This window comes from Neorhizobium sp. P1_A6 (assembly GCF_056406795.1).
This window is the reverse complement of sequence record NZ_JBFTZM010000022.1, coordinates 46,997-71,515: the sequence shown is the minus strand read 5'-3', so window position 1 is coordinate 71,515 and position 24,519 is coordinate 46,997. Positions and strand designations below refer to the sequence as shown.

At 62.5% G+C, this 24,519-nt stretch carries 26 protein-coding genes; 16 read left to right on the top strand and 10 right to left on the bottom strand.

From position 1 onward, the window contains the following. Positions 1-133 precede the first annotated feature (133 nt). The 3 genes from AC1D3C_RS27660 to AC1D3C_RS27650 all read right to left on the bottom strand — a co-directional run bounded on the left by AC1D3C_RS27660 (position 134) and on the right by AC1D3C_RS27650 (position 2,752). Complete coding sequence (locus AC1D3C_RS27660; protein WP_477485130.1) at positions 134-1,387, bottom strand: RNA polymerase sigma factor; 1,254 nt, start codon at positions 1,385-1,387, stop codon at positions 134-136. Then, a complete protein-coding gene (locus AC1D3C_RS27655; protein WP_038544391.1) occupies positions 1,384-1,773 on the bottom strand; it encodes a YciI family protein in 390 nt (129 codons plus the stop codon). The genes AC1D3C_RS27660 and AC1D3C_RS27655 overlap by 4 nt, the downstream gene beginning before the upstream one ends. Positions 1,774-1,846: 73 nt before the next feature. Further along, a complete protein-coding gene (locus AC1D3C_RS27650; protein ID WP_477485129.1) occupies positions 1,847-2,752 on the bottom strand; it encodes a helix-turn-helix domain-containing protein in 906 nt (301 codons plus the stop codon). A gap of 92 nt (positions 2,753-2,844) precedes the next feature. Between AC1D3C_RS27650 and AC1D3C_RS27645 the strand changes: the two genes are divergently transcribed. The 6 genes from AC1D3C_RS27645 (at position 2,845) to AC1D3C_RS27620 (ending at position 6,168) form a co-directional block, all read left to right on the top strand. Then, positions 2,845-3,705 (top strand): N-acyl homoserine lactonase family protein, encoded by an 861-nt coding sequence (locus AC1D3C_RS27645; RefSeq protein WP_477485128.1) that lies wholly within the window; start codon positions 2,845-2,847, stop codon positions 3,703-3,705. An 85-nt stretch (positions 3,706-3,790) separates the two neighbouring features. Beyond that, complete coding sequence (locus AC1D3C_RS27640; protein ID WP_477485127.1) at positions 3,791-4,498, top strand: glutathione S-transferase N-terminal domain-containing protein; 708 nt, start codon at positions 3,791-3,793, stop codon at positions 4,496-4,498. Between the two features lie 48 nt (positions 4,499-4,546). Then, positions 4,547-5,002: a GFA family protein gene (locus AC1D3C_RS27635; protein WP_477485126.1), complete on the top strand. Its 456-nt coding sequence runs from the start codon at positions 4,547-4,549 to the stop codon at positions 5,000-5,002. A gap of 61 nt (positions 5,003-5,063) precedes the next feature. Next, a complete protein-coding gene (locus AC1D3C_RS27630; protein ID WP_038544398.1) occupies positions 5,064-5,318 on the top strand; it encodes a type II toxin-antitoxin system ParD family antitoxin in 255 nt (84 codons plus the stop codon). A 3-nt stretch (positions 5,319-5,321) separates the two neighbouring features. Continuing rightward, positions 5,322-5,624, top strand: a complete 303-nt coding sequence (locus AC1D3C_RS27625; protein ID WP_477485125.1) for a type II toxin-antitoxin system RelE/ParE family toxin — start codon at positions 5,322-5,324, stop codon at positions 5,622-5,624. A gap of 115 nt (positions 5,625-5,739) precedes the next feature. Beyond that, positions 5,740-6,168, top strand: a complete 429-nt coding sequence (locus AC1D3C_RS27620) for a VOC family protein (protein WP_477485124.1) — start codon at positions 5,740-5,742, stop codon at positions 6,166-6,168. Positions 6,169-6,222: 54 nt separating this feature from the next. Here AC1D3C_RS27620 and AC1D3C_RS27615 read toward each other — a convergent pair whose 3' ends face one another. The 4 genes from AC1D3C_RS27615 to AC1D3C_RS27600 form a co-directional block, all read right to left on the bottom strand. Beyond that, the gene (locus AC1D3C_RS27615) at positions 6,223-7,521 is read right to left on the bottom strand and encodes a D-alanyl-D-alanine carboxypeptidase (protein WP_477485123.1); all 1,299 of its coding nucleotides are present in this window, start codon (positions 7,519-7,521) and stop codon (positions 6,223-6,225) included. Positions 7,522-7,632: 111 nt separating this feature from the next. After that, on the bottom strand, positions 7,633-9,126 hold the full coding sequence (glpK, locus tag AC1D3C_RS27610) for a glycerol kinase GlpK (protein ID WP_247137157.1): 1,494 nt from the start codon (positions 9,124-9,126) through the stop codon (positions 7,633-7,635). A gap of 116 nt (positions 9,127-9,242) precedes the next feature. Continuing rightward, the gene (locus tag AC1D3C_RS27605) at positions 9,243-9,698 is read right to left on the bottom strand and encodes a hypothetical protein (protein ID WP_038544406.1); all 456 of its coding nucleotides are present in this window, start codon (positions 9,696-9,698) and stop codon (positions 9,243-9,245) included. A gap of 48 nt (positions 9,699-9,746) precedes the next feature. Beyond that, positions 9,747-10,094, bottom strand: a complete 348-nt coding sequence (locus AC1D3C_RS27600; protein WP_477485122.1) for a YidB family protein — start codon at positions 10,092-10,094, stop codon at positions 9,747-9,749. Between the two features lie 273 nt (positions 10,095-10,367). Between AC1D3C_RS27600 and AC1D3C_RS27595 the strand changes: the two genes are divergently transcribed. The 6 genes from AC1D3C_RS27595 (at position 10,368) to AC1D3C_RS27570 (ending at position 17,996) form a co-directional block, all read left to right on the top strand. After that, a complete protein-coding gene (locus AC1D3C_RS27595) occupies positions 10,368-11,144 on the top strand; it encodes a 3-hydroxybutyrate dehydrogenase (RefSeq protein WP_477485121.1) in 777 nt (258 codons plus the stop codon). Between the two features lie 71 nt (positions 11,145-11,215). Then, a complete protein-coding gene (gene xdhA / locus AC1D3C_RS27590) occupies positions 11,216-12,688 on the top strand; it encodes a xanthine dehydrogenase small subunit (protein WP_477485120.1) in 1,473 nt (490 codons plus the stop codon). A gap of 313 nt (positions 12,689-13,001) precedes the next feature. Beyond that, positions 13,002-15,338, top strand: coding sequence for a xanthine dehydrogenase molybdopterin binding subunit (gene xdhB, locus AC1D3C_RS27585; protein WP_477485119.1), 2,337 nt, complete (start codon positions 13,002-13,004; stop codon positions 15,336-15,338). Positions 15,339-15,348: 10 nt separating this feature from the next. Beyond that, the gene (locus AC1D3C_RS27580) at positions 15,349-15,720 is read left to right on the top strand and encodes an endonuclease domain-containing protein (protein WP_477485118.1); all 372 of its coding nucleotides are present in this window, start codon (positions 15,349-15,351) and stop codon (positions 15,718-15,720) included. 192 nt (positions 15,721-15,912) lie between these two features. After that, on the top strand, positions 15,913-16,746 hold the full coding sequence (gene xdhC, locus AC1D3C_RS27575) for a xanthine dehydrogenase accessory protein XdhC (RefSeq protein ID WP_477485117.1): 834 nt from the start codon (positions 15,913-15,915) through the stop codon (positions 16,744-16,746). Between the two features lie 317 nt (positions 16,747-17,063). Then, entirely contained in the window at positions 17,064-17,996 is a 933-nt protein-coding gene (locus AC1D3C_RS27570) for a LysR substrate-binding domain-containing protein (RefSeq protein ID WP_477485116.1), read from the top strand. A 42-nt stretch (positions 17,997-18,038) separates the two neighbouring features. Here AC1D3C_RS27570 and AC1D3C_RS27565 read toward each other — a convergent pair whose 3' ends face one another. After that, positions 18,039-18,266: a hypothetical protein gene (locus tag AC1D3C_RS27565; RefSeq protein ID WP_477485115.1), complete on the bottom strand. Its 228-nt coding sequence runs from the start codon at positions 18,264-18,266 to the stop codon at positions 18,039-18,041. Positions 18,267-18,382: 116 nt separating this feature from the next. On the opposite strand from AC1D3C_RS27565, the gene AC1D3C_RS27560 reads away from it, so the two are divergent. Next, entirely contained in the window at positions 18,383-19,279 is an 897-nt protein-coding gene (locus AC1D3C_RS27560; RefSeq protein WP_477485114.1) for a LysR substrate-binding domain-containing protein, read from the top strand. Positions 19,280-19,366: 87 nt separating this feature from the next. Here AC1D3C_RS27560 and AC1D3C_RS27555 read toward each other — a convergent pair whose 3' ends face one another. Next, positions 19,367-19,726, bottom strand: a complete 360-nt coding sequence (locus tag AC1D3C_RS27555; RefSeq protein WP_038544430.1) for a hypothetical protein — start codon at positions 19,724-19,726, stop codon at positions 19,367-19,369. A 304-nt stretch (positions 19,727-20,030) separates the two neighbouring features. Between AC1D3C_RS27555 and puuD the strand changes: the two genes are divergently transcribed. Both puuD and guaD read left to right on the top strand, forming a co-directional pair. Then, complete coding sequence (gene puuD, locus AC1D3C_RS27550) at positions 20,031-21,257, top strand: urate hydroxylase PuuD (RefSeq protein ID WP_477485113.1); 1,227 nt, start codon at positions 20,031-20,033, stop codon at positions 21,255-21,257. Continuing rightward, positions 21,254-22,582: a guanine deaminase gene (guaD, locus tag AC1D3C_RS27545; RefSeq protein ID WP_477485112.1), complete on the top strand. Its 1,329-nt coding sequence runs from the start codon at positions 21,254-21,256 to the stop codon at positions 22,580-22,582. The genes puuD and guaD overlap by 4 nt, the downstream gene beginning before the upstream one ends. Here guaD and AC1D3C_RS27540 read toward each other — a convergent pair. Next, positions 22,579-23,436 carry a LysR family transcriptional regulator gene (locus tag AC1D3C_RS27540; RefSeq protein WP_477485111.1) on the bottom strand — a complete coding sequence of 286 codons (858 nt, stop codon included), beginning with the start codon at positions 23,434-23,436 and terminating at the stop codon, positions 22,579-22,581. The two genes, guaD and AC1D3C_RS27540, sit on opposite strands and share 4 nt — an antisense overlap. A gap of 95 nt (positions 23,437-23,531) precedes the next feature. Here AC1D3C_RS27540 and AC1D3C_RS27535 point away from each other — a divergent pair, with 95 nt between their 5' ends. Then, a complete protein-coding gene (locus AC1D3C_RS27535; RefSeq protein ID WP_247037229.1) occupies positions 23,532-24,506 on the top strand; it encodes a quinone oxidoreductase family protein in 975 nt (324 codons plus the stop codon). Positions 24,507-24,519 lie beyond the last annotated feature (13 nt).

Here is a 24,519-nt window from a genome sequence, read left to right as displayed (position 1 = left end):
CCCCCTTGTGGGGAGGGGTTGGGGAGGGGACTTCACTCCGGCTCAAGACCCCTCCCGCCTGCCGGCCACCCTCCCCACAAGGGGGAGGGTTAAGATTGCCGCACCGCCTCACGTTTCATATGCAATGCCCTCCCTACTCCACCAGCGGCGTCACCGCTCCCAGCTTATCGATCTGCTGGCGGATATGGGCGCATTCGGCGGCGGAATTGGCAAGCGCGATCGCCCGGTCGAAGGCCTCGCGGGCTTCGGGTCTGCGGCCGGCCTGCATCATCAGTCCGCCCTTGACCCCGTGAAAATAGAAATAGCCGTCGAGCTTGTCGGCAAGCGGCGCGATCATCTCGAGCGCCGCCTCCGGGCCTTCAAGCTTGGAGACCGCGACGGCCTTGTTGAGCGTCACCACCGGCGACGGCTGAATACGCTCCAGCAGTCCGTAGAGCATGGTGATCTCCTTCCAATCGGTGTCCTTCGGCGTCGGGGCGCGGGCATGCAGCGCCGAGATCGCCGCCTGCACCTGATAGGGGCCAGGCTTGCGGTGGCGGATCGCCTTGTCGAGCAGCGCCAAGGCCTCGTTGATCAGCTTGCTGTCCCAGCGGCCGCGGTCCTGGTCCTCGAGCAGCACGATCTGGCCATCCTTATCGATGCGCGTTCTGGCGCGCGAATGCTGCAGCAACATCAGCGCCAAAAGGCCCATGATCTCCGGTTCGGCCGGGAAGATCCGCAGCAGGAGGCGCGCAAGCCGGATCGCCTCGTCGCAGAATGCGGCGCTGTCGGCATTGGTGATGCCGGAGGAATATCCCTCGTTGAAGACCAGATAGATCATCGAAGAGACGATGCCGAGCCGCTCCGCCCGTTCCGAAGGCCCCGGCGTCTCGAACGGCACGCCGGCCTTGGCGACGCGCGCCTTGGCGCGGGTGATGCGCTGCTCCATGGCGCTGTCGCCGACGAGGAAGGCGCGGGCGATCTGGGCGACGCTGAGGCCGGAAACGATCCTGAGCGCCAGCGCGATCTGCTGGGTCGCTGGCAGGTCCGGATGACAGCAGATGAACATTAGCCGCAGGATATCGTCGCGGTAATGGGAATTGTCGAGCCGGTCGGCCATGTCGCCTTCGGCATCGGACAGATCGGAGAAGGCTTCCTCCTCCGGCAATGGATCGTTCTTGGAGCGCTTGCGGACCACGTCGATGCCGCTGTTGCGGCCGACGAAGATCAGCCAGGCGGCCGGATCGCGCGGCGGGCCCTTGTCCGGCCAGGTCTTGATGGCGCGCAGGCACGCCTCCTGGAAGGCCTCTTCCGCGATATCGAGATCGCGGAAGTACCGAAGGAGCGCGCCGAGCGCCTGCGGCCGGGCGGCCGTCAGGGCAAGATCGATCCAGGCAATATCTGTCATGTCTTGGTCTCGCTATTTTTGATTTCGCCGGGATGGAAGACGTAGAAGGGCCGGATTTCGTAGGAACTGGATCCGGGATTGACGACCGAAAGCGCCTTCGAGAATGTGACCGCCTCTTCCAGCGTCTCGACATCGAGCGTGTAGAAACCGAGCAGCACTTCCTTGGTTTCCGCAAACGGCCCGTCGAGCACCAGCGGTTCTTCCTTGCCTTTTCGCACGGTCGTCGCAGCGGTCGTCGGCATCAGCCGTCCGACCGGGCCGAGCTTGCCGGCCTGCGCGTAAGGCGCCTGCACCTCGATGAGCCTCGCCATGACGGCATCCTCTTCCTCCTTGGACCAGGCGAAGACGGTTTCCTCATGGGCGTAGCAAAGGATGGCGTAAAGCATGCGTAGCTCCTTCTCTCAATGAAGACGAAGGATTAGCGCGGCTGCCGACAGGGTGCAGCAATTTTTTGATGGATCAGGGCCGACCGGTCGGACTGGTGCCGAAAGTCTCGCGGAAACGGCGGGAGAAATGCGACCGCGAGGCATAACCGGCCGCCTCCGCCGCAGCGATGCTGGAGGCGCCCGAGGATATGGCGTTCTGGCCCGCCTTCAGCCGCTCCCGCCGCAGGATGGTCCGGAACGAGGCACCCTCCAGCGAAAGGCGACGCCGCAGCGTCGAGGCGCCGATGCCGATCTGTTCGGCGACCTCGGTTATGCTCCACTGTTCGGAAGGGGCAGTGGCGATAAGCCAGGCGATCTCGTCCGAAAGGCTCTGGCGGAACAGCAGCCGCGCTTCCGGCAACGGGCGGAGCAATGCCAGCACCTCGGCCATCCGCAGCCGTTTGATCGTTTCGCCGATAGCCCCGTCGGCAATCGTGGTGGCCGCATGACAGAGCGCCTCCACCAGACCTTCGCTGAGCGGCACGCCGAAATTGCCGAGTTCCCCGCCCTTCAGCCGCTCCGCCGCCGAGAGCGGCGGTATCCCTTCCGGCAGCGACGGAACGTCGAGGCGCAGTGCGACGTAGAATCCGTTCGTCTCGTCGGGAATGTTGACGACATCCATCGGCACCTTGCGCGGCAGGACGAAAACGGAGCCCGGGGAAAAGGCATGCGTCCGGTCGCCGAACCAGATTTCCTTCTGCCCGTAGAGCACGATGCCGATCATCGGATCTTCGAGCTCCAGCGCCTTCACGTTCTCCCGGTCGAAACAGCAATAGATGAACAGCTGCTCCGTATAAGCGTTCATGCCGGGCTTGAGACGCCCCGCCACCATCGGGCGCAGACGGTCGAGCAGGCGGCGGGAAAGATCGGGAAGACGCTGGGTGACGATCAGGTTCATGGCCGCAGTATAGCGCGGGACCGACGATGAAAAACACTTCAAGTGAGCGTTTCGGGCTCAAGCGGTTAAAAATCCGGCCCTGACGGGATGTCGAAAGCAGGCAGAAGGCGTGGCTTCAACGCAGGAGACTTTTGATGAAGACCTTAGCCACTCTTTCCACCCTCGGCGCTTCCGTTCTGGCCGCGGGCGTCGCCCTCTTCACCCTGTCGGGCTCCGCTCGCGCCGCAGCCGATATCGAACTGTGGCGGCTCGATTGCGGCTCGATCGTGGTCAAGGACCTGTCGAGCTTTTCCGATACGTTCGCGTATAAAGGCGAAAGCCGCACCCTGACCGACAGCTGCTATGTGATCCGCCACGGCGCCGATTACCTGCTCTGGGATACCGGCCTGCCGGCGGCCCTGATCGGCAAGGCGCCGGACCTCACCCAGCCGCTGGCACCGTCGCTTTCCGTCGACATCCCGACCCAACTCGCAAAGATCGGCATCAAGCCGGATCAGATCGGCATCGTCGGCATCAGCCACAACCATTTCGACCATCTCGGCCAGGCCTCGACCTTTGCAAAGGCGACGCTGATGATCGGTGCCGGCGACTGGGAAAGCCTGCACGAAAATCCCCTGCCCTTCGGGGTCATGCCGGCGCTCGTCCAGCCCTGGATGGACGGCAAGGCAAAGATCGACCCGGTTTCCGGCGATCGCGACGTGTTCGGCGACGGTTCCGTCACGATGCTCGCCATGCCTGGCCACACCAAGGGCGAGACGGCGCTGCTCGTCAAACTGCCGCAGAGCGGACCGGTCCTGCTCTCCGGTGACGTCGTGCATTTCGAAGAGCAGATCGGAAACAACGGCGTGCCGCCCTTCAACATCGACCGGGCCGAAAGCCTCGCCTCGATGGAGCGCATGAACCGGATCGCCAAGCAGCTGAACGCAAAGCTGGTCGTCCAGCACGACGCTCACGATATCGGCAAGCTGCCGGCTTTCCCGGCCAGCGCCCGCTGACTTCTATGAGATCGCCACTGGCGCATCGCGCGCCGGTGGCTATATTCCGCGGGAACAAAAACTCTGCCTCCCAAGGAACCCCGATATGGCCGACCTTTCCGCCTTCCCGATCACCTCCAGATGGCCCGCTCAGAACCCGGATGTTCTGCAGCTCTATTCGACGCCGACGCCGAACGGCGTGAAGGTTTCGATCATGCTGGAAGAGATCGGCCTGCCCTACGAGCCGCATTTCATCAATATCGGCGCCGACGAGACCTGGGGTCCGGAATACCTGTCGCTCAATCCGAACGGCAAGATTCCAGCGATCCTCGATCCCAACGGCCCCGGGGATAAGCCGCTGGCGCTGTTCGAAAGCGGCGCGATCCTGATCTATCTCGCCGAAAAAACCGGCAAGCTGATGTCCTCGGATTCGGCCAAGCGCTACGAGACCATCGAGTGGGTGATGTTCCAGATGGCCGGTCTCGGGCCGATGTTCGGCCAGCTCGGCTTCTTCCACAAGTTCGCCGGCAAGGACATCGAGGACAAGCGCCCCCGCGACCGCTACGCCAAGGAATCGCACCGCATCATCCGCGTGCTGGAGACCCGTCTCGAGGGCCGCGATTGGGTGATGGGCGACGAATATTCGATCGCCGACATCGCCATGCTCGGCTGGGTGCGCAACCTGATCGGCTTCTACGGCGCCGGCGAATTCGTCGAATACGACCAGCTGAAGCGCGTGCCGGAATGGCTGGAACGCGCGCTGGCAAGACCTGCCGTCCAGCGGGGCCTCGACATTCCGAAGCGTCCGGCCTGATCGAACGCCGTAGCCGCCCCGTTGCATTGATAAAATGGAGATACAAACATGCCCAAACCCACTCTTCCCATGGAAGGCGGATGCCGCTGCGGGCAGGTGCGGCTAAAAATCAGCGCACCGCCGATCCTGACCATGGCCTGCCATTGCACCGGCTGCCAGAAGATGAGCGCCAGCGCCTTCTCGCTCTCCGCCGCGATCCCGTCTGAAGGGTTCGAGGTGACGCAAGGTGCGCCGGTGATCGGCGGTCTGCATGGTGACGACGCCCACCACTATCACTGCCCGCATTGCAAGAGCTGGATGTTTACGAGGCCGGTCGGCATGGACTGGTTCGTCAACCTGCGTCCGACCATGCTCGACGACCCGCAATGGTTCGTGCCCTTCATCGAGACATATATGTCCGAAAAGCTGCCCTGGGCGACGACACCGGCCGTGCATGCCTACGAAACCTTCCCGCCGATGGAGGACTATGAGGGCCTGGTGAAGGAATTTGCGGGACGGGTTTGAAGTTCGAAATCGCTTGTAAAAATCCCTGACTGCTTCCATCATTGGAGGGAAGGAGCTGTCGATGGACATCCATGTTTCACTGACGGACGATCTGGCCGAGTTTGTCAAATCCAAGGTCGAATCGGGACACTATCGCTCTTCGAGCGAAGTCGTCGAGGAGGCCTTGCGCCTGCTGGAGGAACAGGACCACGCAGCCGATAATCTGACGCGCCTGAAAATAGCGTGGAGCGAAGGTGTCGAGAGCGGCGATTATCGCCCTCTGGATTTGAAAGCGATCAAGGCCGAAGGCCGCAGCAGACGTGCGGGCAAGCCTTGATCCATGGCCAAGATGGTCGTTTATTCCAGCCGGGCTCGTGACGACATGTTGGACATCTGGTCCTGGATCGCCGACAAAAGCGGAGTGGCCATGGCCGATGCGGTTGCCGAGCGCCTGGAGGCCCGCATATCGCGATTATCGGATCATCCCGAGATGGGACCGGGGCGGCCCGATATTGCGCAATCCGCCCGCATGCTTCTGGTGGAAAGGTGGCTCGCCCTCTACGCGATCGCCGACGACACGGTTCGCGTTGTCCGCATCGTCGATGGTACCGCCGATCTTCGGCGGGTCAAATGGGGCACCTAACTCCATCCGGCGAAACTGCGTAAAAAAATCGCCGCCCCATGTCGGCGTCTCCTTCTCTCGTTCGTCCTTGTATTGTCCGGCATGGACGAGAACGACCCGAACAGGAGGGAAAATCATGGATACGAGTGCCCAGACGAACGACAATCAGGTAGCTTCGCCCGTCCGCGGCGGCGTGGTCGCCTATCTTCAGCTCGACGGGGCGATGAAGGCTGCCGAATATTACAAAAAGGCCCTCGGCGCGGAGATCGAATCCTTTCATCCGGTGGATGATCAGGGCCGCACGATGCACATCCATCTCTATATCAACGGCAGTTCGGTGATGCTCGGCGATCCCTATCCGGATTACGGCCACCCGCTCGAAAAGCCGCAGGCCTTCACCATGATGCTGCCGGTCGACGACATCGATTTCTGGTGGAAACGCGCCGTCGACGCCGGCATGACGGTGGAGACCGAGCTGCAGGTAATGTTCTGGGGCGACCGCTACGGCCAGGTTCGAGATCCCTTCGGCGTCGCCTGGGCGATGAACGCGCCGGTCAAGGGCTGAAATCCGTCAGGGAAGCAACGCGCCGCCGGTGATCCGGCGGCGAGTTCTATCCGTTTATCGCACCACGAAACAGGTGATCGCCTTGGCCTGCAGGACCGAGCAGGCGCGCGTGGCGGCATCGCCGTCGGCAAAACCGACAAAGCGAGCACGGAAGATTTCCTTGCCGCTATCGGCATAACTTTCGACGCTCGGCGCGACACGGCCATACCCTTGGGCGAGCAGCGGCATTGCCTTTTCCAGCAGCGCGGATGCCTGGTCGCGGCTGGCAGCGGCAGCGATCTGGATGCGCCAGAGCGACCCGACCGGCTGCTGTGGCGTCATTGTCTGAGACGACGCCATCCGGGATGGGGCCGTCGGGACCGGCGCGGTCTGGACTGGCGTGGTCTGGGGAACGGCGTTCGGAGGCGCGGCATAGAGATTGGCGAGCGCGGTCTTGGGCGCAACGCCAAGCGCAATCTCCTTGCGCGTCGAAGGCGTCGCGAAGGCGAGCGGCGCGGTGTCTTCGGCCGGCCGCTTCTGCGCTTGGAATGCCACGAGACCGCCGGGTGCCGCAGTGTTGCCAGGCACGTAGCGGTCGAGCAGCGCTGCCATCTGGTCGTCGCGCTTGCGGGCGCTCTTGCCGCCCATGACGACGCCGATCACCCGGCGGCCGTCGATATTGACGGCGCTGGCGATATTGTAGCCGGAAGCGTTGATAAAGCCGGTCTTGACGCCGTCCATGCCGGGATAGCGATACATCAGGTTGTTGTGGCCGCGCAGGCGCTTGCCGCGGAACTCCATGTTCTTCAAAGAAAAGAGCTGATATTCCTTGGGAAAGTCGCGGATCAACGCCAGCGCCAGCTGGGCCATGTCGCGCGCCGTCGTCACCTGTTCGTCGTCCGGCAGGCCGGACGCATTGCGGAACACGGTGCGGCTCATGCCGAGCGCCCGCGCCTTCTTGGTCATCATCACCCCGAAACGGTCTTCCGAGCCGCCGAGATAATCACCCATCGTCGCGGCGGCATCATTGGCGGAGCGCACGACCATGCCAAGCACGGCCTCGCGTACTGTGATCGTTCGACCCGCCGGCACGCCGAGCTTGGAGGGAATTTTCGACGCCGCATTCGGCGTCACGACGATATCCTGGTCCCATTTGAGGCGGCCCTCGCGCAGCGCCTCGAAGGTCATGTAGAGCGTCATCATCTTGGTAAGCGATGCCGGGTGGTTGATCTCGTCGGCATTTTCCGACGCCAGAACCTTGCCGCTCTTCGCGTCATAGATGAAGTGGGAATAACCGGCCTCTGCCGAACGGCTGATGGCCAGAGAGGCGCCAAGCACCAACAGGAATGCCAAAATCTGCGGAATTCGATACATGCCTACCCTCTTACCGTCCTCAATGAGGATAAGGCAACGAACATGGTGCGAAAATGACGCGTTTCGCATTTGATTCTAATTCTCGATAAATGGTTAATTGAAAATAAGTACTTACGCATTTGTTAATGTTCTCCTGACGGCATCCTTCCAGCCGCGGATTTTCGCAGAACGGGTCTTTTCATCCATCTGCGGCTCGAATCGCCGCTGCCGCGCCCAGCTTTTTGCGAAGGCTTTTTGGTCCGGCCAGACGCCCGCCTTGGAGCCGGCGAGCCAGGCGGCTCCAAGCGCCGTCGTCTCCAGAATGGTCGGCCGGTCGACCGGCGCGTCGATCAGATCCGAGAGCCGCTGCATCGTCCAGTCCGACGCAACCATCCCGCCGTCGACGCGCAGGACCGTGCTGCCGTTGGCATTGCGCCAGTCCTTCTGCATCGCGTCGTAGAGGTCGCGGGTCTGGTAGCAGACCGCCTCCAACGCGGCGCGGGAGATTTCCGCAGGACCGGTCGCACGCGTCAGGCCGAACATGGCGCCGCGCGCTTCCGCATCCCAATAGGGCGCGCCGAGGCCGGTAAAGGCGGGTACCAGGTAGACTTCCTGTTGAGGATCAGCTTCTTGCGCCAACTCCCCGGATTGGGAAGCTCTTTCGATAATGCCGAGCCCGTCGCGCAGCCATTGCACGGCAGCGCCGGCGATGAAGATCGAGCCTTCCAGCGCATAGGTCGTTTCGCCGTTCAGGCGATAGGCGATGGTGGTGAGCAGCCGGTTCTTGGAGCGCACCATGTCGGCGCCGGTATTCAGCACTGCAAAGCAGCCGGTGCCGTAGGTAGATTTCATCATGCCCGGTTCGAAACAGGCCTGGCCGATGACCGCCGCCTGCTGGTCGCCGGCAACGCCGAGGATCGGGATCGCCGCACCGAACAGGCTTTCGTCGGTGATGCCGAATTCGTCGGCGCAATCCTTGACCTCCGGTAGCATGGCGGCCGGGATGCGCAGGATTTCGAGGAGGTCCTCGTCCCAATGGTTATCGGCGATGTTGTAGATCAGCGTGCGCGAGGCATTGGTCGCATCGGTGACGAAGCTTTTTCCACCGGTCAGGCGCCAGATCAGGAAGGTGTCGATCGTGCCGAAGCAGAGTTCGCCCTTGGCCGCCCTCGCCCGCGCACCCTTCACGTTGGCGAGCATCCAGGAAAGCTTGGTCCCCGAAAAATAGGGGTCGAGCAGCAGGCCGGTGCGGCGGGTGAAGAGCTTTTCTAGGTCCTGCCGTTTCAGCTTCTCGCAATAGCTGGCGGTGCGGCGGTCCTGCCAGACGATGGCATTGTGGATCGGTTTGCCGCTCTCGCGCTCCCAGACGACGACCGTCTCGCGCTGGTTGGTGATGCCGATCGCGGCAATCTCGGAGGCCTTGAGCTTGGCTTCCTTCAGAGCCTGCTTGATCGCCCAGAGCACGGTTTCCCAGATCTCTTCCGGATCATGCTCGACCCAGCCGGATTTCGGGAAGATCTGGGTGAATTCCTTCTGGCCGATGCCGGCAATCCGCATGTCGCCGTCGAACACGATCGCCCGCGTCGATGTCGTCCCCTGATCGATCGCCAGAACATAACCACCCAATGCCGTCCCTCCCAGTTCATGCAATGCTTTGGAACTGGTTTGAACAGAAACGGCAAAAGCCTGTCAAACGGAAAAGGAAGGGCGCGAGGCGCCTTTCCCTGTCCGTCGGCATCCAATCAGCCTGCAGCCTTGAGTGCCGTGTTGCACAGGCTCCAGTAACCGCCGCCCTTCTGGATCCATTTCAGATCGTTGAGCGTGCCGGCATCCTTGTTGGCATGGTAGGCGTCGACGCAGGTGTGCAGACGTCCCTTGGCAGGCGTCTCGGTTGCATATTTCTTGTCGACCGCCTTGGGGAACTTGGTGCCCTTCGGAGCAACCATGGTCGGCTTTTCCGGCTCCTTCTCGGCGGTCTTTGCGACTTCGTCCTCGTCGGCCTTGTCCGCGACCGCGGCTTCAGCACCGCAGAACTTGGCGCGGTAGTCGTTCCACTTCATCGTGGCGGCGGAGCCGTCAGCCTTTGCGGCCTGATATTTCGTGCTGCACTCCTTCATCGTCAGCGCACTGGCGGGCGATGAAAATGTCAGGGCAGCAAGGATCGTACCGGCAGCAGCAAGAATCAATTTCCCAGACATGATCTTTCCTACATTTCTGATTTAAGGAGAAAGTTTACGGAGCCCCCGTCAGGACGGGAGAACCCCGTTCGGGCTCGCCTTGTCGACTGCCGTCGGCAAGTGATCTGCAAGAAGCTGGGGCAGTTTATCGACATTGATGCCGAAGGCATTCGCCAGGCTGCGCACCTGCTCGGAAGAAAGCGCCGACCTGATCTGGTCGGCGGAAACCGGAAGATTGGAGCCGGTACCAATCCACGAAGACACCTGCTCGCCAAGCCCCGCCTGGTTGAGCTGGGCAATGATCCCGTTGAAGCCGCCGGCATTTTGAAAGATGTTTTCGGCGACCGCCAGTATATTGACCGGCTTGCCGCCCAAGGCATCGCTGATCACGCTCCCAAGACCATCAAACAGTCCCATGTGACCCTCCCAGGTCTTTCGCTACGCCTTTCGGAACTCATAGCAGTTCGGGGTTTTGGTGTCATCACCAATGTGCCTTGTCCGGCGCGCTACTCCGGCGGTGTTCAGCCTGCTGCGCCACCGCCATCCATGGTCGCCAACGGCCAGCATCTCGCCGACGACCAGGATCGGCGATCCTGATTGCCATCGCACGGAATTTGGGCATAACCTGCCCGGATCGTCGCGGCGCAACAGAACGCCGCCCGGAAGGCTGGATCACAGGGAGATTTGGGCATGAGCAGAACCGTCGTCGTCACAGGCTCCACGAGCGGCATCGGGCTCGGTGTTGCAAAGGCGTTCGCCGCCGAGGGCGCCAATGTGGTGATCAACGGTTTCGGACCGGCTGACGCGATCGAGGCTACCCGCCGCGAACTCGATGCGCTTGGGCCCGGCACGGTGCTTTATCACGGCGCCGACATGACCAAGCCCGCCGACATCGAGGACCTGATCGCAACCGCGGTCAAGTCCTTTGGCACGGTCGATGTCCTGGTCAACAATGCCGGCATTCAGCACGTCGCGAAGATCGAGGAATTCCCGCCGGACAAGTGGGACCAGCTGATCGCCATCCTGCTGACATCGGCCTTCCACACGATGCGCCATAGCATTCCCTTGATGAAGGCGACCGGCAAGGGCCGCATCATCAACGTGGCGTCGGCCCACGCGCTGGTCGCCTCGCCGTTCAAATCCGCCTATGTGGCTGCCAAACATGGTATTTTAGGACTAACCAAAACAGCGGCCTTGGAACTTGCGGAATTCGGTATTACCGTGAATGCGATATGCCCGGGCTATGTGCTGACGCCGCTGGTCGAAAGGCAGATCCCCGATACCGCCCGCGAGCGCGGTATTTCGGAAGCCGAGGTGAAGAGCGAAGTGATGCTGAGGCTGCAGGCGACCAAGGAATTCGTGGCGATCGACGAGGTCGCGCAGGCCGCGATCTATCTCGCGAGCGATGCGGCGAAGAGCATTACCGGCACGCATATCTCGATAGACGGCGGCTGGACCGCCCAATAACTGAACAAAGCAGTAACCGGACCGACCGGTAACGGAATACAAGAGCCGGCAACGGCGGACGAAGGAGAGACATGAGCGAAGCCATCCGCTTCATCGTGAATGGAGAAGAGATAACCCTTGGAGATTTTGGTCCGACGGAAACCCTTCTCGATTATCTTCGCCTGAGGCGGCGGCTGACAGGTACCAAGGAAGGCTGTGCGGAAGGCGACTGCGGCGCCTGCACGGTGCTGATTGGGCGGTTGACGGAACACGGGCTGCGCTACGAAAGCGTCAATGCCTGCATCCGGTTCTTGGGCTCCCTGCACGGCACGCATGTGGTGACCGTCGAGCACCTGGCCGGCCGTGACGGTGCGCTGCATCCGGTGCAGCAGGCGATGGTCGATTTCCACGGCTCGCAATGCGGCTTCTGCACTCCCGGCTTCATCATGTCCCTTTACGGCCTGTGGCTCTCGAACGGCACGCCGACGCGCGCCGATATCGAAAGCGCGCTACAGGGCAATCTCTGTCGCTGCACCGGCTATGAGCCGATCGTCAAGGCCGCCGAACATATCTCCGTCAACCGGCCGAGTTCGCTCTTCGATCCGCTGGAGCGCGACCGCATCCAGATCATGGCAAAACTCTGGGGCATCCATTCCGGCAACGACACGACCATCATCACCAAGGATGGGGCCCGCTCGATCGTGCCGGCCTCCGTCGCCGCCTTTGCCGATATCCTCGCCGACGAACCCGAGGCGACGATCGTCGCGGGGGCGACCGATGTCGGCCTGTGGGTCACCAAACAGATGCGGCTCCTCAATCCGGTGATCTTCATCAACCACCTGACCGAGCTGCAGTCGATCACATCGGACGAGACCGGCATCACCATCGGCGCCGGCGTCAGTTACACACAGGCCTTCGACGTGCTCTCCGACGAGATCCCCGCTTTCGGCCAGCTGATCGACCGGATCGGCGGCCAGCAGGTCCGCAACATGGGGACGATCGGCGGCAATATCGCCAACGGTTCGCCGATCGGCGACACTCCGCCGCCTTTGATCGCGCTCGGGGCCGAGCTGACGCTGCGCTCCCATTCCGGCCGCCGCACCATCGCGCTCGAGGACTATTTCCTGAGCTATGGCAAGCAGGACCGGCTGCCGACCGAATTCGTCGAGAAGGTTTTCGTGCCGCGCCCGGCGGAAGGCAGCCATTTCGCAGTCTACAAGATCTCCAAGCGCCGCGACGAGGACATCTCCGCACTCTGCGGCGCCTTTCATCTGGTGCTTGATGCCGACGGTAAGGTCGAGACCATCCGCATCGCCTTCGGCGGCATGGCCGCAACCCCGAAACGCGCGAAACACGTCGAGGACGCACTCCTCGGCGAGATCTGGAGCTGGGGTGCCATCTCGGCCGTGCGCGACGCGTTCGCGCAGGATTATCAGCCCCTCACCGACTGGCGGGCGAGCGCGGAATACCGCAGCCTCACCGCCCGCAACCTGCTCACCCGCTTTTTCCTCGAGACCGCCGGAGCGCCTGCGGAACTCCGCCGGTTTGAGATGGAGGAGGCGTGATGGTGGGTAGAACGACAAATCTGGCACTCACCTCCCTCCCGAAGGGATGGATTTCGCATCTAAGAGCAGAAAGACGGCGCGGCAGTCCGATCTCCCCCCTTGTGGGGGAGATGCCCGGCAGGGCAGAGGGGGGTGTTACCGCATACTCTTCAGTCACCTCATTCGCCGCACCGTCGCTACCCCCCTCTGTCACCTTCGGTGACATCTCCCCCACAAGGAGGGAGATCAGAGGGAGTTCGCTGCACCGCCTCCTACCCACATGTGCGATCGCGCTTTCGTTTGGGAGCAGCGTGTTCGAAGGAGGCCCCCGCTGATGGACAAGACCACGTTCAACACCAAACCGATCATCAACGGCCGCATGCATGTGTCGCTGAAACATGATTCGGCACATAAGCACGTCACCGGAACCGCCGAATATATCGACGATATTCCCGAACCCTCGGGTACCCTGCACGGCGGCCTCGGGCTTGCCGACCGGGCGCATGCGGAAATCGTCTCGGTCGATCTTTCAGCGGTCAAGAGCGCACCCGGCGTCGTCTGGGTGATCACCGCGGAGGACATTCCGGGCTTCAACGACGTCGCCTCGACCGGTCAGCACGACGAACCGCTGCTTGCCACCACCAACGTGCAGTTCCACGGCCAGATCATCTTCGCCGTCATTGCCGAGACCCGCGACCAGGCCCGCCGGGCGGCAAAGCTCGCAAAGATCGAATACCGCGACCTGCCTCACTGGACCGATATCGACAGCGCCCGCGAAAACGACGCGCCTTATGTCGTCGAACCGATGACGCTGAAGCGCGGCGAGCCGGAAACCGAGATCGAAAACGCGCCTCTGCGGGTCCAGAACCACATGTATATCGGCGGTCAGGAGCACTTTTACCTGGAGAGCCACATCGCACTCGCCATCCCTGGCGAGGACGACGAGGTGATCGTCTGGTCCTCCACCCAGCATCCGAGCGAGGTGCAGCACATGGTGGCGCACGTGCTCGGCGTCGCCAACAACGCGGTGACCGTCCAGACCCGGCGCATGGGCGGCGGTTTCGGCGGCAAGGAAACGCAGGGCAACCAGTTCGCGGCGCTCGCGGCAATCGCCGCCAAGAAGCTGAAGCGGGCGGTGAAGTTCCGGCCCGACCGCGACGAGGATATGTCGATCACCGGCAAGCGGCACGATTTCCGCGTCGACTACGACGTCGCCTTCGACGAGGAAGGCCGTATCCACGCAGTCGACGCGATCTATGCGGCGCGCTGCGGTTTTTCCGCCGACCTCTCCGGCCCGGTTACCGACCGCGCCCTCTTCCATGCGGATTCCAGCTATTTCTACCCGCATGTGCGTCTGACCTCACAGCCGCTGAAGACCCATACGGTCTCCAACACCGCCTTCCGCGGTTTCGGCGGGCCGCAGGGCATGCTCGGCGGCGAACGGATCATCGAGGAGATCGCCTATGCGGTCGGCAAGGACCCGCTCGAAATCCGCAAGCTGAACTTTTACGGCCAGCGCGGTTCGAACCGGACGATGACGCCCTATCACCAGGACGTCGAGGACAATATCATCGCGAGGATTGTCGACGAACTGGAAACCTCGTCGGACTATCAGGCGCGCCGGCAGGCGATCCTGGAATTCAACTCCCACAGCCCGGTGATCCGCAAGGGCATCGCCCTGACGCCGGTGAAGTTCGGCATCTCGTTTACCATGACCGCCTACAACCAGGCGGGCGCGCTGGTGCATATCTACAATGACGGTTCGATCCACCTGAACCACGGCGGCACCGAGATGGGCCAGGGCCTCTATACCAAGGTGGCGCAGGTGGTGGCCGATACGTTCCAGGTTGATATCGACCGGGTGAAGATCACCGCGACGACCACGGCCAAGGTGCCAAACACCTCCGCCACCGCCGCCTCGTCAGGCACCGACCTCAACGGCATGGCCGCCTATGACGCCGCCCGCCAGATCAAGGAACGGCTGATCGATTTCGCCATGCGGCAATGGAAGGTCGGCCGCGACAAGGTCGAGTTCCTGCCGAACCGCCTGCGTATCGGCGGAGAGATCGTGCCCTTCGACACCTTCATCCGGGCCGCCTATTACGACCGCGTGCAGCTGTCGGCCGCCGGCTTCTACAAGACGCCGCGCATCCACTGGGACCGCAAGGCGGGCCGCGGCCGGCCGTTCTATTACTTCGCCTATGGCGCCGCGGTCTCGGAAGTCTCGATCGACACGCTGACCGGCGAGTACATGGTCGAGCGCACCGACATCCTCCACGACGTCGGCAAGTCGCTGAACCCCGCGATCGACATCGGCCAGGTTGAAGGCGCCTTCGTGCAGGGCATGGGCTGGCTGACCACCGAGGAACTGTGGTGGGACGACAAGGGGCGCTTACGCACCCACGCGCCCTCCACCTACAAGATCCCGCTCGCCTCCGACCGGCCGAAGATTTTTAATGTGCAACTCGCCGAATGGGCCGAAAACGCCGAACCCACCATCGGCCGCTCCAAGGCCGTCGGCGAACCGCCGTTCATGCTGGCGATCTCGGTGCTGGAGGCCCTGTCGATGGCGGTGGCAAGCGTCGCGGACTATTCGGCCTGCCCGAGACTCGACGCACCGGCGACGCCGGAACGGGTGCTGATGGCGGTCGAGCGGCTGAAGGCGATGTGATGGAGCGCGCATGCCGCATTTCCATGTCCGCGACGCCAATCGGAAAAACGCCCGGAACATGCGCCGGGCGTTGACCGAGGCGGAGCTGAAATTCTGGAACGCGGTCCGCGCCCATCGCCTCATGGGAATCGGCTTCCGGCGGCAGATGCCGATCGCCGGCTATATCGTCGATTTTGCCTGCCCGGAGCATAAGTTGATCATCGAGGTCGATGGTGCGAGCCATTCATTCGATCAGAACATCTGCCGGGATTCGGCAAGGGATGAGAAACTGGCAGCGCTTGGCTGGCAGGTGATAAGATTTACCAATGACGAGGTGTACGGCCATATCGACGATGTGTGCATGCACCTTCTGCGGATTATCGGGATCGAGCGCTTTGAGTAGATGTTGCTACCCCCCTCTGTCCTGCCGGACATCTCCCCCTCAAGGGGGGAGATCGGATGTGGCCAGGCCCCACTCCCTCTCGGTGAGGCGGGCTCATGCCACAGATGAGGCTGAGGACCGGGCAAAACACCACGTCTTGCCGATCTCCCCCCTTGAGGGGGAGATGTCCGGCAGGACAGAGGGGGGTGCCTAGTGCGCGACCTCACCTTCCCCTTGTTTATCACCACCCACCCAAGCTCGATCCTTGTGGAAATCCGCGAAGCAAAAGGCTCCACGCCCCGCGAAGCCGGCACCTTCATGCTTGTCGCCGATAAGGCGATCTGGGGGACGATCGGCGGGGGGCAGTTCGAATATATGGCGATCGACAATGCCCGGGCGATGCTGGCTGGCGGCGGCGAGGCGGTGATGGACATTCCGCTCGGACCGGAGATCGGCCAGTGTTGCGGCGGCCATACCCGGCTTGCGTTCCGGCCGTTGACGCCAGAGCTTGCCGAGATGCTGGAAAGGCGCCTGCGCGACGAGGAGGACGACCGGCCGGCAGTGACGCTGTTCGGATCGGGTCATGTCGGCCAGGCACTCGCAAGGGCGCTGGCCCCCCTGCCCTTCGCGGTGTCAGTCGTCGAAACCCGTGCCGAGGCGCTGGAAGATCTGCCGGCCGAAACGGAAAAACACCTGACCGCCATGCCGGAAGCGTTTGTGGACAAGATCCCGGCTGGCGGCGCGGCGATCATCCTCACCCACGACCATGCGCTGGATTTCCTGATCGCCCAGCGCGCGTTGGCACGCGCCGATCTAACCTATGTCGGCATGATCGGCTCGCGGACCAAACGCGCTACCTTCGCCAACTGGCTGAGGCGCGAGGGCGGCGGCGATGACATGCTGCCCCGTCTCGTGCTGCCGATCGGCGGCACGACGGTCAGGGACAAGCGCCCGGCCGTGATCGCAGCACTCGTCGCCGCCGAACTGCTGGAAATCTATGCCGCCGGGCAGGCGCAGACCTCAAAGCGGCAGATCCCGACCGCCTGAACGTCGTTTTTCCTCCCAGAAAGCCCCCGCGCGGCTCTCCGGCCGGCTCGGCGGCAAGGCGACATCGCCACGCAGATCATCCGGCAGCGCCGGGATGCTCAGGCCCGAGGGCTGCAGGAGCCGACGGAAAAAGCGCCGAAGCTGCCGCCAGGCCGAGACCGGGCGGGAGGATTTCAAAGGCAAGGCATGGGCGCTTGCGGACAGCATGGTTGCTCCACATCGACAAGAATGGCTTGATTGGTTGCGACCATGAATGGAGCCGATTGCCGGAAAATTCCAATTCAAATACAGTCGGTCGCGATCAAGAGAACTTATCGATGAAATTATCACGCCGGTTTCCGCTGAATGCACTTCGGGTCTTCGAGGCCGTCGCGCGCCTGGAAAATTTCACCCGCGCCGCGGAAGAACTCGGCATGACCCAGACGGCGGTGACCTACCAGATCAAGCTCCTGGAGGATTTTCTCGGCGACACCGTTTTTCTGCGCCGCCCACGGGCGCTGAAGCTCACCGAAACGGGTGAAAAGCTGCTTCCGAAAGTGGCGGAGGCTTTCACGCTGCTGACCGAGGCGGTGCAATCGACACGGCACGGCATCGAGGAAACGCTGGAAATCCACTCGCCGCCCACATTCGCGGCCCAATGGCTCTCGCCGCGCCTCGGGACCTTCCAGGCCGAATATCCGCAGATCGCGGTGCGTCTGTTGCGCCAGATGGACGTCGGCGGACAGCAGCGCACATGGCCCGACATCACCATCCACATCGGCGCGGAACCGCTGGAGGGGCTGGTCTGCCATCCGCTTCYGCGACTGGACTATTCGCCGATGCTGGCGCCGCATCTCGCCGAGACCGTCGGCGGCATCAGGCAGCTGACGGACCTTCTGAAGCTGCCTTGGATTTCCAATACGAGGGGTTGGTGGCGCGAATGGTTCGACGCCGCCGGCATCGACCCCAGCACGATCCGGCATACGGGTCTCAACGCACTTGGCGCGCTCGACCTTGAAGCCAAGGCCGCGATTGCCGGCGACGGCGTCGCGATGCTGAGCCCGTTTTTCTTCCGGGACGACCTGATAGCAGGGCGGCTCGTCCAGCCCTTCGACCTCTGCCTCGGCGACGGCCAGGCCTACTGGCTCGGTTACCAGCCGGCACGGCGGAACACCGCCAAGATCAAGGCATTCACGGCTTGGATCCAGGCGGCGCTCGCCGATGACCTCGCGACCATGGGGGCAAATCGCAGCGAGGCGGCCGCTCAATAGGGGATCAGCCCGTCAAGCAGACCGTTCCTTCGCCGGCTGCGGTTAAATGTTCCGCTGCGAATAGAGAAGCCTTGCTGCGCGGAAGGCACCCTCGTCCCGTGGGCCACGCCTGTCGCGGCCGTCGAGCAGGCCGAGGTCGCGTTGCCAGGATTGCGGCATTTCCTCGAGATCGAGACTGTTGCGGCGGACAGCCAGGCGGCGGCGTATGGCGGCGGCAATGCCGAGCTTCGGGAGAAACTGCTCGAACGGCCGGTTGAGGATCGAAAACATCTCTTGCCTCCAACGGGATACCCCGTTTTCATTTGATGATTGTGGGGGTAGATTGCGCGCCAAAGCCTCGGTAATCCAATCGAATTACCGTCTGCACGGATCAAGAGACCTTATCCATGAAGATGTCGAAACAGTTTCCTCTGAATGCGCTTCGGGTGTTCGAGGCCGCCGCGCGGCTGATGAGCTTCACCCGGGCCGGCGAGGAGCTCGGGCTGACCCAGACGGCCGTGAGCTACCAGATCAAGCTGCTCGAGGACACGCTCGGTGAGCAGCTCTTCCTGCGCCGGCCCCGGCAGGTTTCGTTGACGGAAGCAGGCGAGCGGCTGGCGCCGAGGATCGCGGAAGCCTTCGCGATCATGGGCGATGCGCTCTCCACCCTGCACGATGCATCGGAGGGCACGCTGACCATCCATTCGACGGCGACCTTCGCCTCGCGCTGGCTGGCGCGCCATCTCGGCACCTTTCAGCTCGAAAATCCCGGCATTGCCGTCAGGCTGGAAACATCGCAGGAGATGATCGATTTTTCGCGCTCCCAGGCGGACATCGCGATCCGCAGCGGCAAGGGCGAATGGCCGGGCTTGCGCCGGCATTTTCTGATGCGAAATCATTTCACGCCGATGCTGAGCCCGGATCTGGCCGCCACGATCGGCGGCGTAAAGACGCCGGAAGACATCCTGAAGCTCAGGATCATCGATCCCGGCGATCCATGGTGGCCGTTCTGGTTTGCCGCAGCCGGGGTGCCGGATGTCAACCTCAGCGGCCGGCCGGTGAGCAGAATGGGCGCGCAGGCCTTCGAAGCCGCCGCCGCGATCGCCAGCCAGGGGGTCGGAATTCTGCAGCCGGAATTTTATGCGGACGACATCGCGCTCGGGCGGCTGGTCCAGCCATTCGACATCCTCGGCTATGACAAGAGCGACTATTGGCTGGTCTATCCGGAGGCTCGCAGGAATTCCAAGAAAATCCGTGCCTTCCGCGACTTCATGCGGAAAACCATGCCGACATTCAGGGACTAGGGTCAGGACCCTTCAGTCGGTTTTCTATCCGCCGCTTTGCTGGACGGAAAACCGGCTGGACATGTTACTTCTGGCCGCTGGCGGCCTCTAGTAGCTCATATCCGGCGCGTAGAAGCAGCGCAGCGTATCTTCAGTCGGATAGAGACAGAGATGGTATTCCTCGTCCTGGCTTCTCCTCGCCTGGCTCTGCGGCAGTTTGAAATCATGCGGGCGCGTGATCAGCCGATGATCGCCCGGACCCAGAATGATCTCGTAGCCGCCATCGATGATCTTGACGTTCTTGGTCGCGATCATCTGGCAGTCGCCTGTATGGTTGTCGCCGTTGCAGCAGAAACCGTCATATTTCCAGGTCACGCCGGTCGAACTGTGCGCCTCGTGGGCACTGGCCGAACCGATCTGGATGCAGGACGCGTACGCAATCATCACACCTGTCAGAATACCACGCATGAGCTTAGTCTCCGTTGATGAATGCCCCCATCACCGGCTCGAACCGCACGCATTACCAAGCTTTCGCCGGCTGACTTGCAACTGTTACAATACGTGAGTCGATCTGACCAATTAACCCTTACTTATCGCGATGCACAATTAAGAACATTCTACTATTGCCAATCCGGGGATCGCGCGAAGGGAACTCGAAGCTGCCGGTCCCGGTTCCGTGGCGGAACAAAAAGTGTTCGCCGCAGCGCCCTCTTCCCTTGGCCAGGTTTTTTCCCCAAAGTGACGAGTCGGGGGGCAAAAAGGGGAAGTCTGAATGTATGAATATGCCGTCGCCTGGGAATGGCTGAGTTTCGCCGCCCGCTGGTTTCATGTCATCACGGCGATCGCCTGGATCGGCTCGTCGTTCTATTTCATCGCGCTCGATCTGGGGCTGACGAAGCGCCCGAACATGCCCGCCGGCGTCTATGGCGAGGAATGGCAGGTGCATGGCGGCGGTTTCTACCACGTCCAGAAATACCTGGTGGCGCCGGCACAGATGCCCGAACACCTGACCTGGTTCAAATACGAGAGCTATTTCACCTGGCTCTCCGGTTTCCTGATGCTCTGCATCGTCTATTACGGCGGCGCCGACCTGTTCCTGATCGATCGCACGGTGATGGCGCTCGCGCCCTGGCAGGCAATCCTGTTGTCGCTCGCATCGCTGTCGATCGGCTGGATCATCTACGACCTGCTCTGCAAGTCACCGCTCGGAAAGAACACCTGGGGGCTGATGGGGCTGCTCTTCCTGGTGCTGATCGCCATGGCCTGGGGGTATACGCAGATATTCTCCGGCCGCGCCGCCTTCCTGCACCTTGGCGCGTTCACCGCGACGATCATGTCCGCCAACGTCTTCTTCATCATCATCCCCAACCAGAAGATCGTCGTCGCCGACCTGATCGCGGGGCGCACGCCCGACCCTAAATACGGCATGATCGCCAAGCAGCGTTCGCTGCACAACAACTACCTGACGCTGCCCGTCATCTTCTTCATGCTCTCCAACCATTATCCGCTGGCGTTTGCGACCCATTTCAACTGGGTGATCGCCGCACTCGTCTTCCTGATGGGCGTGACGGTCAGGCACTGGTTCAACACCACCCACGCCCGCAAGGGCAAGCCGACCTGGACCTGGCTGGTGACGGTTCTGCTCTTCATCGTCATCATGTGGCTCTCGACCGTGCCGAAGGTTCTGACCGGCGAGACCGAGACCTCGATGACCCCGGTCGCCCAGAAATTTGCAGCCAATGCCCATTTCGGTGCAGCAAGGGACGTCGTGCAGGCGCGCTGTTCCATGTGCCACGCGGCTGAACCCGTTTATGAAGGCGTCAATTTCACCCCGAAATCCGTCAGACTGGAGACTGACGCAGAGATTGCCGCCCACGCGCGGGAGATCTATATCCAGGCGGGCCGCAGTCACGCCATGCCGCCCGGCAATGTCACCGCCATCTCGCCGGACGAACGCCGGCTGCTGACGGCCTGGTACGAAAGCACGATATCCCAATGACCCAGATGCTGATCCGCGGACGGCTGCTCTCCTTCAAGCGCGCTCCGCACTCGCTGACCGACACGGACAGTTACGCCTATGAGAGCGACGGCGCATTGCTGATCGACGGGAACAGGATTTCGCTTGCCGGCAGCTACGGAACGGTCAAGGCGATTGCGCCCGAAGGGATAGAGGAGATCGACCACCGCCCGCATCTGATCCTGCCGGGCTTCATCGACATGCACCTGCATTTCCCGCAGATGCAGGTGATCGCCTCCTATGCCGCCAATCTGCTCGAATGGCTGAACACCTACACCTTCCCGGAGGAATGCCGATTCGTCGAGAGCGAGCATGCGGCCCGCATCGCCACGCATTTCTATGACGAGTTGCTGCGCCACGGCACCACCACGGCGGTCGCCTACTGCTCCGTTCACAAGACCTCGGCCGATGCCTTCTTTGCCGAAGCCCTGAAGCGCGGCATGTGCATGGTCGGCGGCAAGGTGATGATGGACCGCAACGCCCCGCAGGGTCTGCTCGACACGCCACAGATGGGGTATGACGAAACGAGAGCTGTGATCGCCGACTGGCATGGCAAGGGCCGCTGCCACGTCGCCATCACCCCGCGCTTCGCGATCACCTCGACGCCCGGCCAGATGAAGGCCGCCCAGGCGCTGGCGCAGGAGTTTCCCGACCTGCATATCCAGACGCACCTCTCCGAGAACCACGAGGAGATCCGCTACACGGGCGAGCTTTATCCGGACGCCAGGGACTATACCGACATCTACGCCCATTACGGCCTTCTCGGGCCCAAGACCTTGCTCGGCCACGCGATCCATCTTTCCGACCGCGAAGCCGATGTGTTGTCGGAGGCAGGCGCCGTCGCAGTCCACTGCCCGACCTCCAACCTCTTCCTCGGCTCCGGCCTGTTTCCGATGAAATCGCTGATGCGGCGGGAAAAGCCGGTCAGGGTGGCAGTCGCCACCGATATCGGCGGCGGATCGAGCTATTCGATGCTGCGGACGATGGACGAGGCCTACAAGATCCAGCAGCTCCTCGGCGAGCGTCTGAACCCGCTCGAAAGCTTCTACCTGATGACCAGAGGCAATGCCGAGGCGCTGTCTATGGCGGAACGTATCGGCACCCTGGAGCCCGGCACCGATGCCGACCTCGTGGTGCTGAACGCCGCCTCGACGCCGGCCATGCGGCTACGGATGGAAACGGTGAAGACGCTGGGGGAAGAACTCTTCCTTCTTCAGACCATGGGCGACGACCGCGCCGTGGTCGAGACCTATGTGGCGGGCAAGGCAATGAAGAGCGAATTCGACGTAAGCCAGGTCAGGACCTAGCCGCCCGCCTTCCGCCGAGCGCCCTCCTTGATCGCGTCCATGACAGCGCGGACAATCGGCACGTCGCGGATATCCGAATGGACGACGAGCCAGATGTCGCGCGTCACGGGTTCGTCCTCCACCAGCGCGACGGCGAGCCCGTCGCCGGCGCTGACGAAGAAATCGGGCAGGATGGCGACCCCGCCGCCCGCCCGGGCCATTGCGCGCTGGAATTCCAGCGTCGAGGCCCTCAGGCCGACACGCCGCCCTCTCGCGATATCGAGAAGCCGCCGATGCTGCGGCGAAGTCTCCATGTCCTCGCCGTAAGCGATAAAGCTCCATTCCTCCTGTGGCGTCTCGGCAAGGTAGGACGGCGACGCATAGAAATCGAACCGAACGCTGCCGATCCGCGTGACTGTAAGATCCCCCTGTTCGGGACGGGCCAGACGCATCGCAATGTCCGCCTCTCGACGGTTGAGGGAAGCGTAGCGCTTTTCGCCGGCAACGACGATTTCGATCTCGGGGTGACGTCGGCGAAGCATAGCGATTGGCTCCGGCAACAGCAGGTCCGAAAGGGCCGGAGGTGCGCTGATGCGCACCGTGCCGGCCAGCCGATCCTGTTTGAGCCTCGCCTGATCGGTGGCGAGAGCCTGTTCCTCCATCCGCCGTGCCAGTTCGGCAATGCGTTCGCCCTCGACAGTCAGTGTGACCTTCCGGCCGCGGCGATCGACCAATCTTGCCTGCAACTGCTCCTCCAGAAGCGCCACGCGGCGGCTGACGGTCGCGTGTTCCACGCCGAGTATCCGGGCGGCGCCGAGCAACGTTCCGCTGTTCGAGAGCGCCAGAAAGTAACGGAGGTTTTCCCAGTCGAGCATTGTCAAATTTTTCCCATCGATTGTCCACGAATAGGGAATTTTCAAACAATAAGCAAAGGCCCATCCTGACCCAGCCTCAAACATGGAGAATGACGATGGCGAATATCCTGGTGAGCCTGACCTCCCCCGGCGGGTTGGAAAACCTGCAGATTCTGGAACAGCCTCAACTAACGCCCAAGGAGGACGAAATTATCGTGCGGCACGACGCGATCGGCATGAACTTCGTCGATATCTATCACCGCAGGGGGATCTACGCGCTGCCATCCTATCCCGCCGTGATCGGTGTCGAGGCGGCCGGCACGGTGGAAGCCGTCGGCTCCGCGATCGCCGGTCTGAAGATCGGCGATCGGATCGCCTATTGTGGCGTCCCGGCCGGAGCCTATGCGACGCGCCGGGCGCTGGCGGCACAGCGGGCCATCCTTCTTCCGCCGCAGATCGACGCGGCGACGGCGGCCTCCTCGCTGCTGAAAGCGATGACGGCCTATATGCTGCTTTACAAGACTTATCCGGTCGGCACCGGCACCACCGTCCTGGTTCACGCGGCCGCAGGCGGTCTCGGTGCGATCCTGGTCAAATGGGCCAAGGAACTCGGTGCGACGGTGATCGGAACCGTAAGCTCGGAGGAAAAGGCGGAACTGGCCCGCAGCTACGGCGCCGATCACTTGATCGTCGGGCGCGATGCGGATCTGGTGGGTGAGGTCAAGTTCCGGACGAACGGACGCGGCGTCGATGTCGGCTATGACGGAATTGGCGGTTCGGTGCTTGCCAAGACGATCGACAGCGTCCGACCGTTCGGCACCGTGGTGACCATAGGCCAGGCCGCCGGCCCGATCCCGCCGGTCAACGTCGATCAGCTAAGGCCGGGCAAGGTCCTGTCGCATCCCAGCATCCTTGCCTTCATCATCGACCAGGCCAATTATCGCGAGGCGGCGAACGCGGCGATTGCCGCAATGGAGAACGGCATCACCGCGGTCGTCGCGGGAAAGTATCCGCTAGAAGAGGCAGCCAGGGCGCAGGAATTCCTGGAAAGCGGCCGTGCAGCCGGCAGCCTGCTGCTTATCCCCGAGTGACGGCAGGCGATAT

What these genes read in the sequence shown, in the direction of transcription:
- AC1D3C_RS27625 (WP_477485125.1), top strand. Translation starts at nt 5,322, where the DNA reads ATGGCCAAGATGGTCGTTTATTCCAGCCGGGCTCGTGACGACATGTTG.
- AC1D3C_RS27630 (WP_038544398.1), top strand. Translation starts at nt 5,064, where the DNA reads ATGGACATCCATGTTTCACTGACGGACGATCTGGCCGAGTTTGTCAAA.
- AC1D3C_RS27645 (WP_477485128.1), top strand. Translation starts at nt 2,845, where the DNA reads ATGAAGACCTTAGCCACTCTTTCCACCCTCGGCGCTTCCGTTCTGGCC.
- AC1D3C_RS27535 (WP_247037229.1), top strand. Translation starts at nt 23,532, where the DNA reads ATGGCGAATATCCTGGTGAGCCTGACCTCCCCCGGCGGGTTGGAAAAC.
- AC1D3C_RS27655 (WP_038544391.1), bottom strand. Translation starts at nt 1,773, where the DNA reads ATGCTTTACGCCATCCTTTGCTACGCCCATGAGGAAACCGTCTTCGCC.
- AC1D3C_RS27540 (WP_477485111.1), bottom strand. Translation starts at nt 23,436, where the DNA reads ATGCTCGACTGGGAAAACCTCCGTTACTTTCTGGCGCTCTCGAACAGC.
- AC1D3C_RS27660 (WP_477485130.1), bottom strand. Translation starts at nt 1,387, where the DNA reads ATGACAGATATTGCCTGGATCGATCTTGCCCTGACGGCCGCCCGGCCG.
- guaD (WP_477485112.1), top strand. Translation starts at nt 21,254, where the DNA reads ATGACCCAGATGCTGATCCGCGGACGGCTGCTCTCCTTCAAGCGCGCT.
- puuD (WP_477485113.1), top strand. Translation starts at nt 20,031, where the DNA reads ATGTATGAATATGCCGTCGCCTGGGAATGGCTGAGTTTCGCCGCCCGC.
- AC1D3C_RS27555 (WP_038544430.1), bottom strand. Translation starts at nt 19,726, where the DNA reads ATGCGTGGTATTCTGACAGGTGTGATGATTGCGTACGCGTCCTGCATC.
- AC1D3C_RS27595 (WP_477485121.1), top strand. Translation starts at nt 10,368, where the DNA reads ATGAGCAGAACCGTCGTCGTCACAGGCTCCACGAGCGGCATCGGGCTC.
- AC1D3C_RS27580 (WP_477485118.1), top strand. Translation starts at nt 15,349, where the DNA reads ATGCCGCATTTCCATGTCCGCGACGCCAATCGGAAAAACGCCCGGAAC.
- AC1D3C_RS27640 (WP_477485127.1), top strand. Translation starts at nt 3,791, where the DNA reads ATGGCCGACCTTTCCGCCTTCCCGATCACCTCCAGATGGCCCGCTCAG.
- AC1D3C_RS27565 (WP_477485115.1), bottom strand. Translation starts at nt 18,266, where the DNA reads ATGTTTTCGATCCTCAACCGGCCGTTCGAGCAGTTTCTCCCGAAGCTC.
- AC1D3C_RS27605 (WP_038544406.1), bottom strand. Translation starts at nt 9,698, where the DNA reads ATGTCTGGGAAATTGATTCTTGCTGCTGCCGGTACGATCCTTGCTGCC.
- AC1D3C_RS27560 (WP_477485114.1), top strand. Translation starts at nt 18,383, where the DNA reads ATGAAGATGTCGAAACAGTTTCCTCTGAATGCGCTTCGGGTGTTCGAG.
- AC1D3C_RS27635 (WP_477485126.1), top strand. Translation starts at nt 4,547, where the DNA reads ATGCCCAAACCCACTCTTCCCATGGAAGGCGGATGCCGCTGCGGGCAG.
- xdhA (WP_477485120.1), top strand. Translation starts at nt 11,216, where the DNA reads ATGAGCGAAGCCATCCGCTTCATCGTGAATGGAGAAGAGATAACCCTT.
- AC1D3C_RS27615 (WP_477485123.1), bottom strand. Translation starts at nt 7,521, where the DNA reads ATGTATCGAATTCCGCAGATTTTGGCATTCCTGTTGGTGCTTGGCGCC.
- AC1D3C_RS27600 (WP_477485122.1), bottom strand. Translation starts at nt 10,094, where the DNA reads ATGGGACTGTTTGATGGTCTTGGGAGCGTGATCAGCGATGCCTTGGGC.
- xdhB (WP_477485119.1), top strand. Translation starts at nt 13,002, where the DNA reads ATGGACAAGACCACGTTCAACACCAAACCGATCATCAACGGCCGCATG.
- AC1D3C_RS27620 (WP_477485124.1), top strand. Translation starts at nt 5,740, where the DNA reads ATGGATACGAGTGCCCAGACGAACGACAATCAGGTAGCTTCGCCCGTC.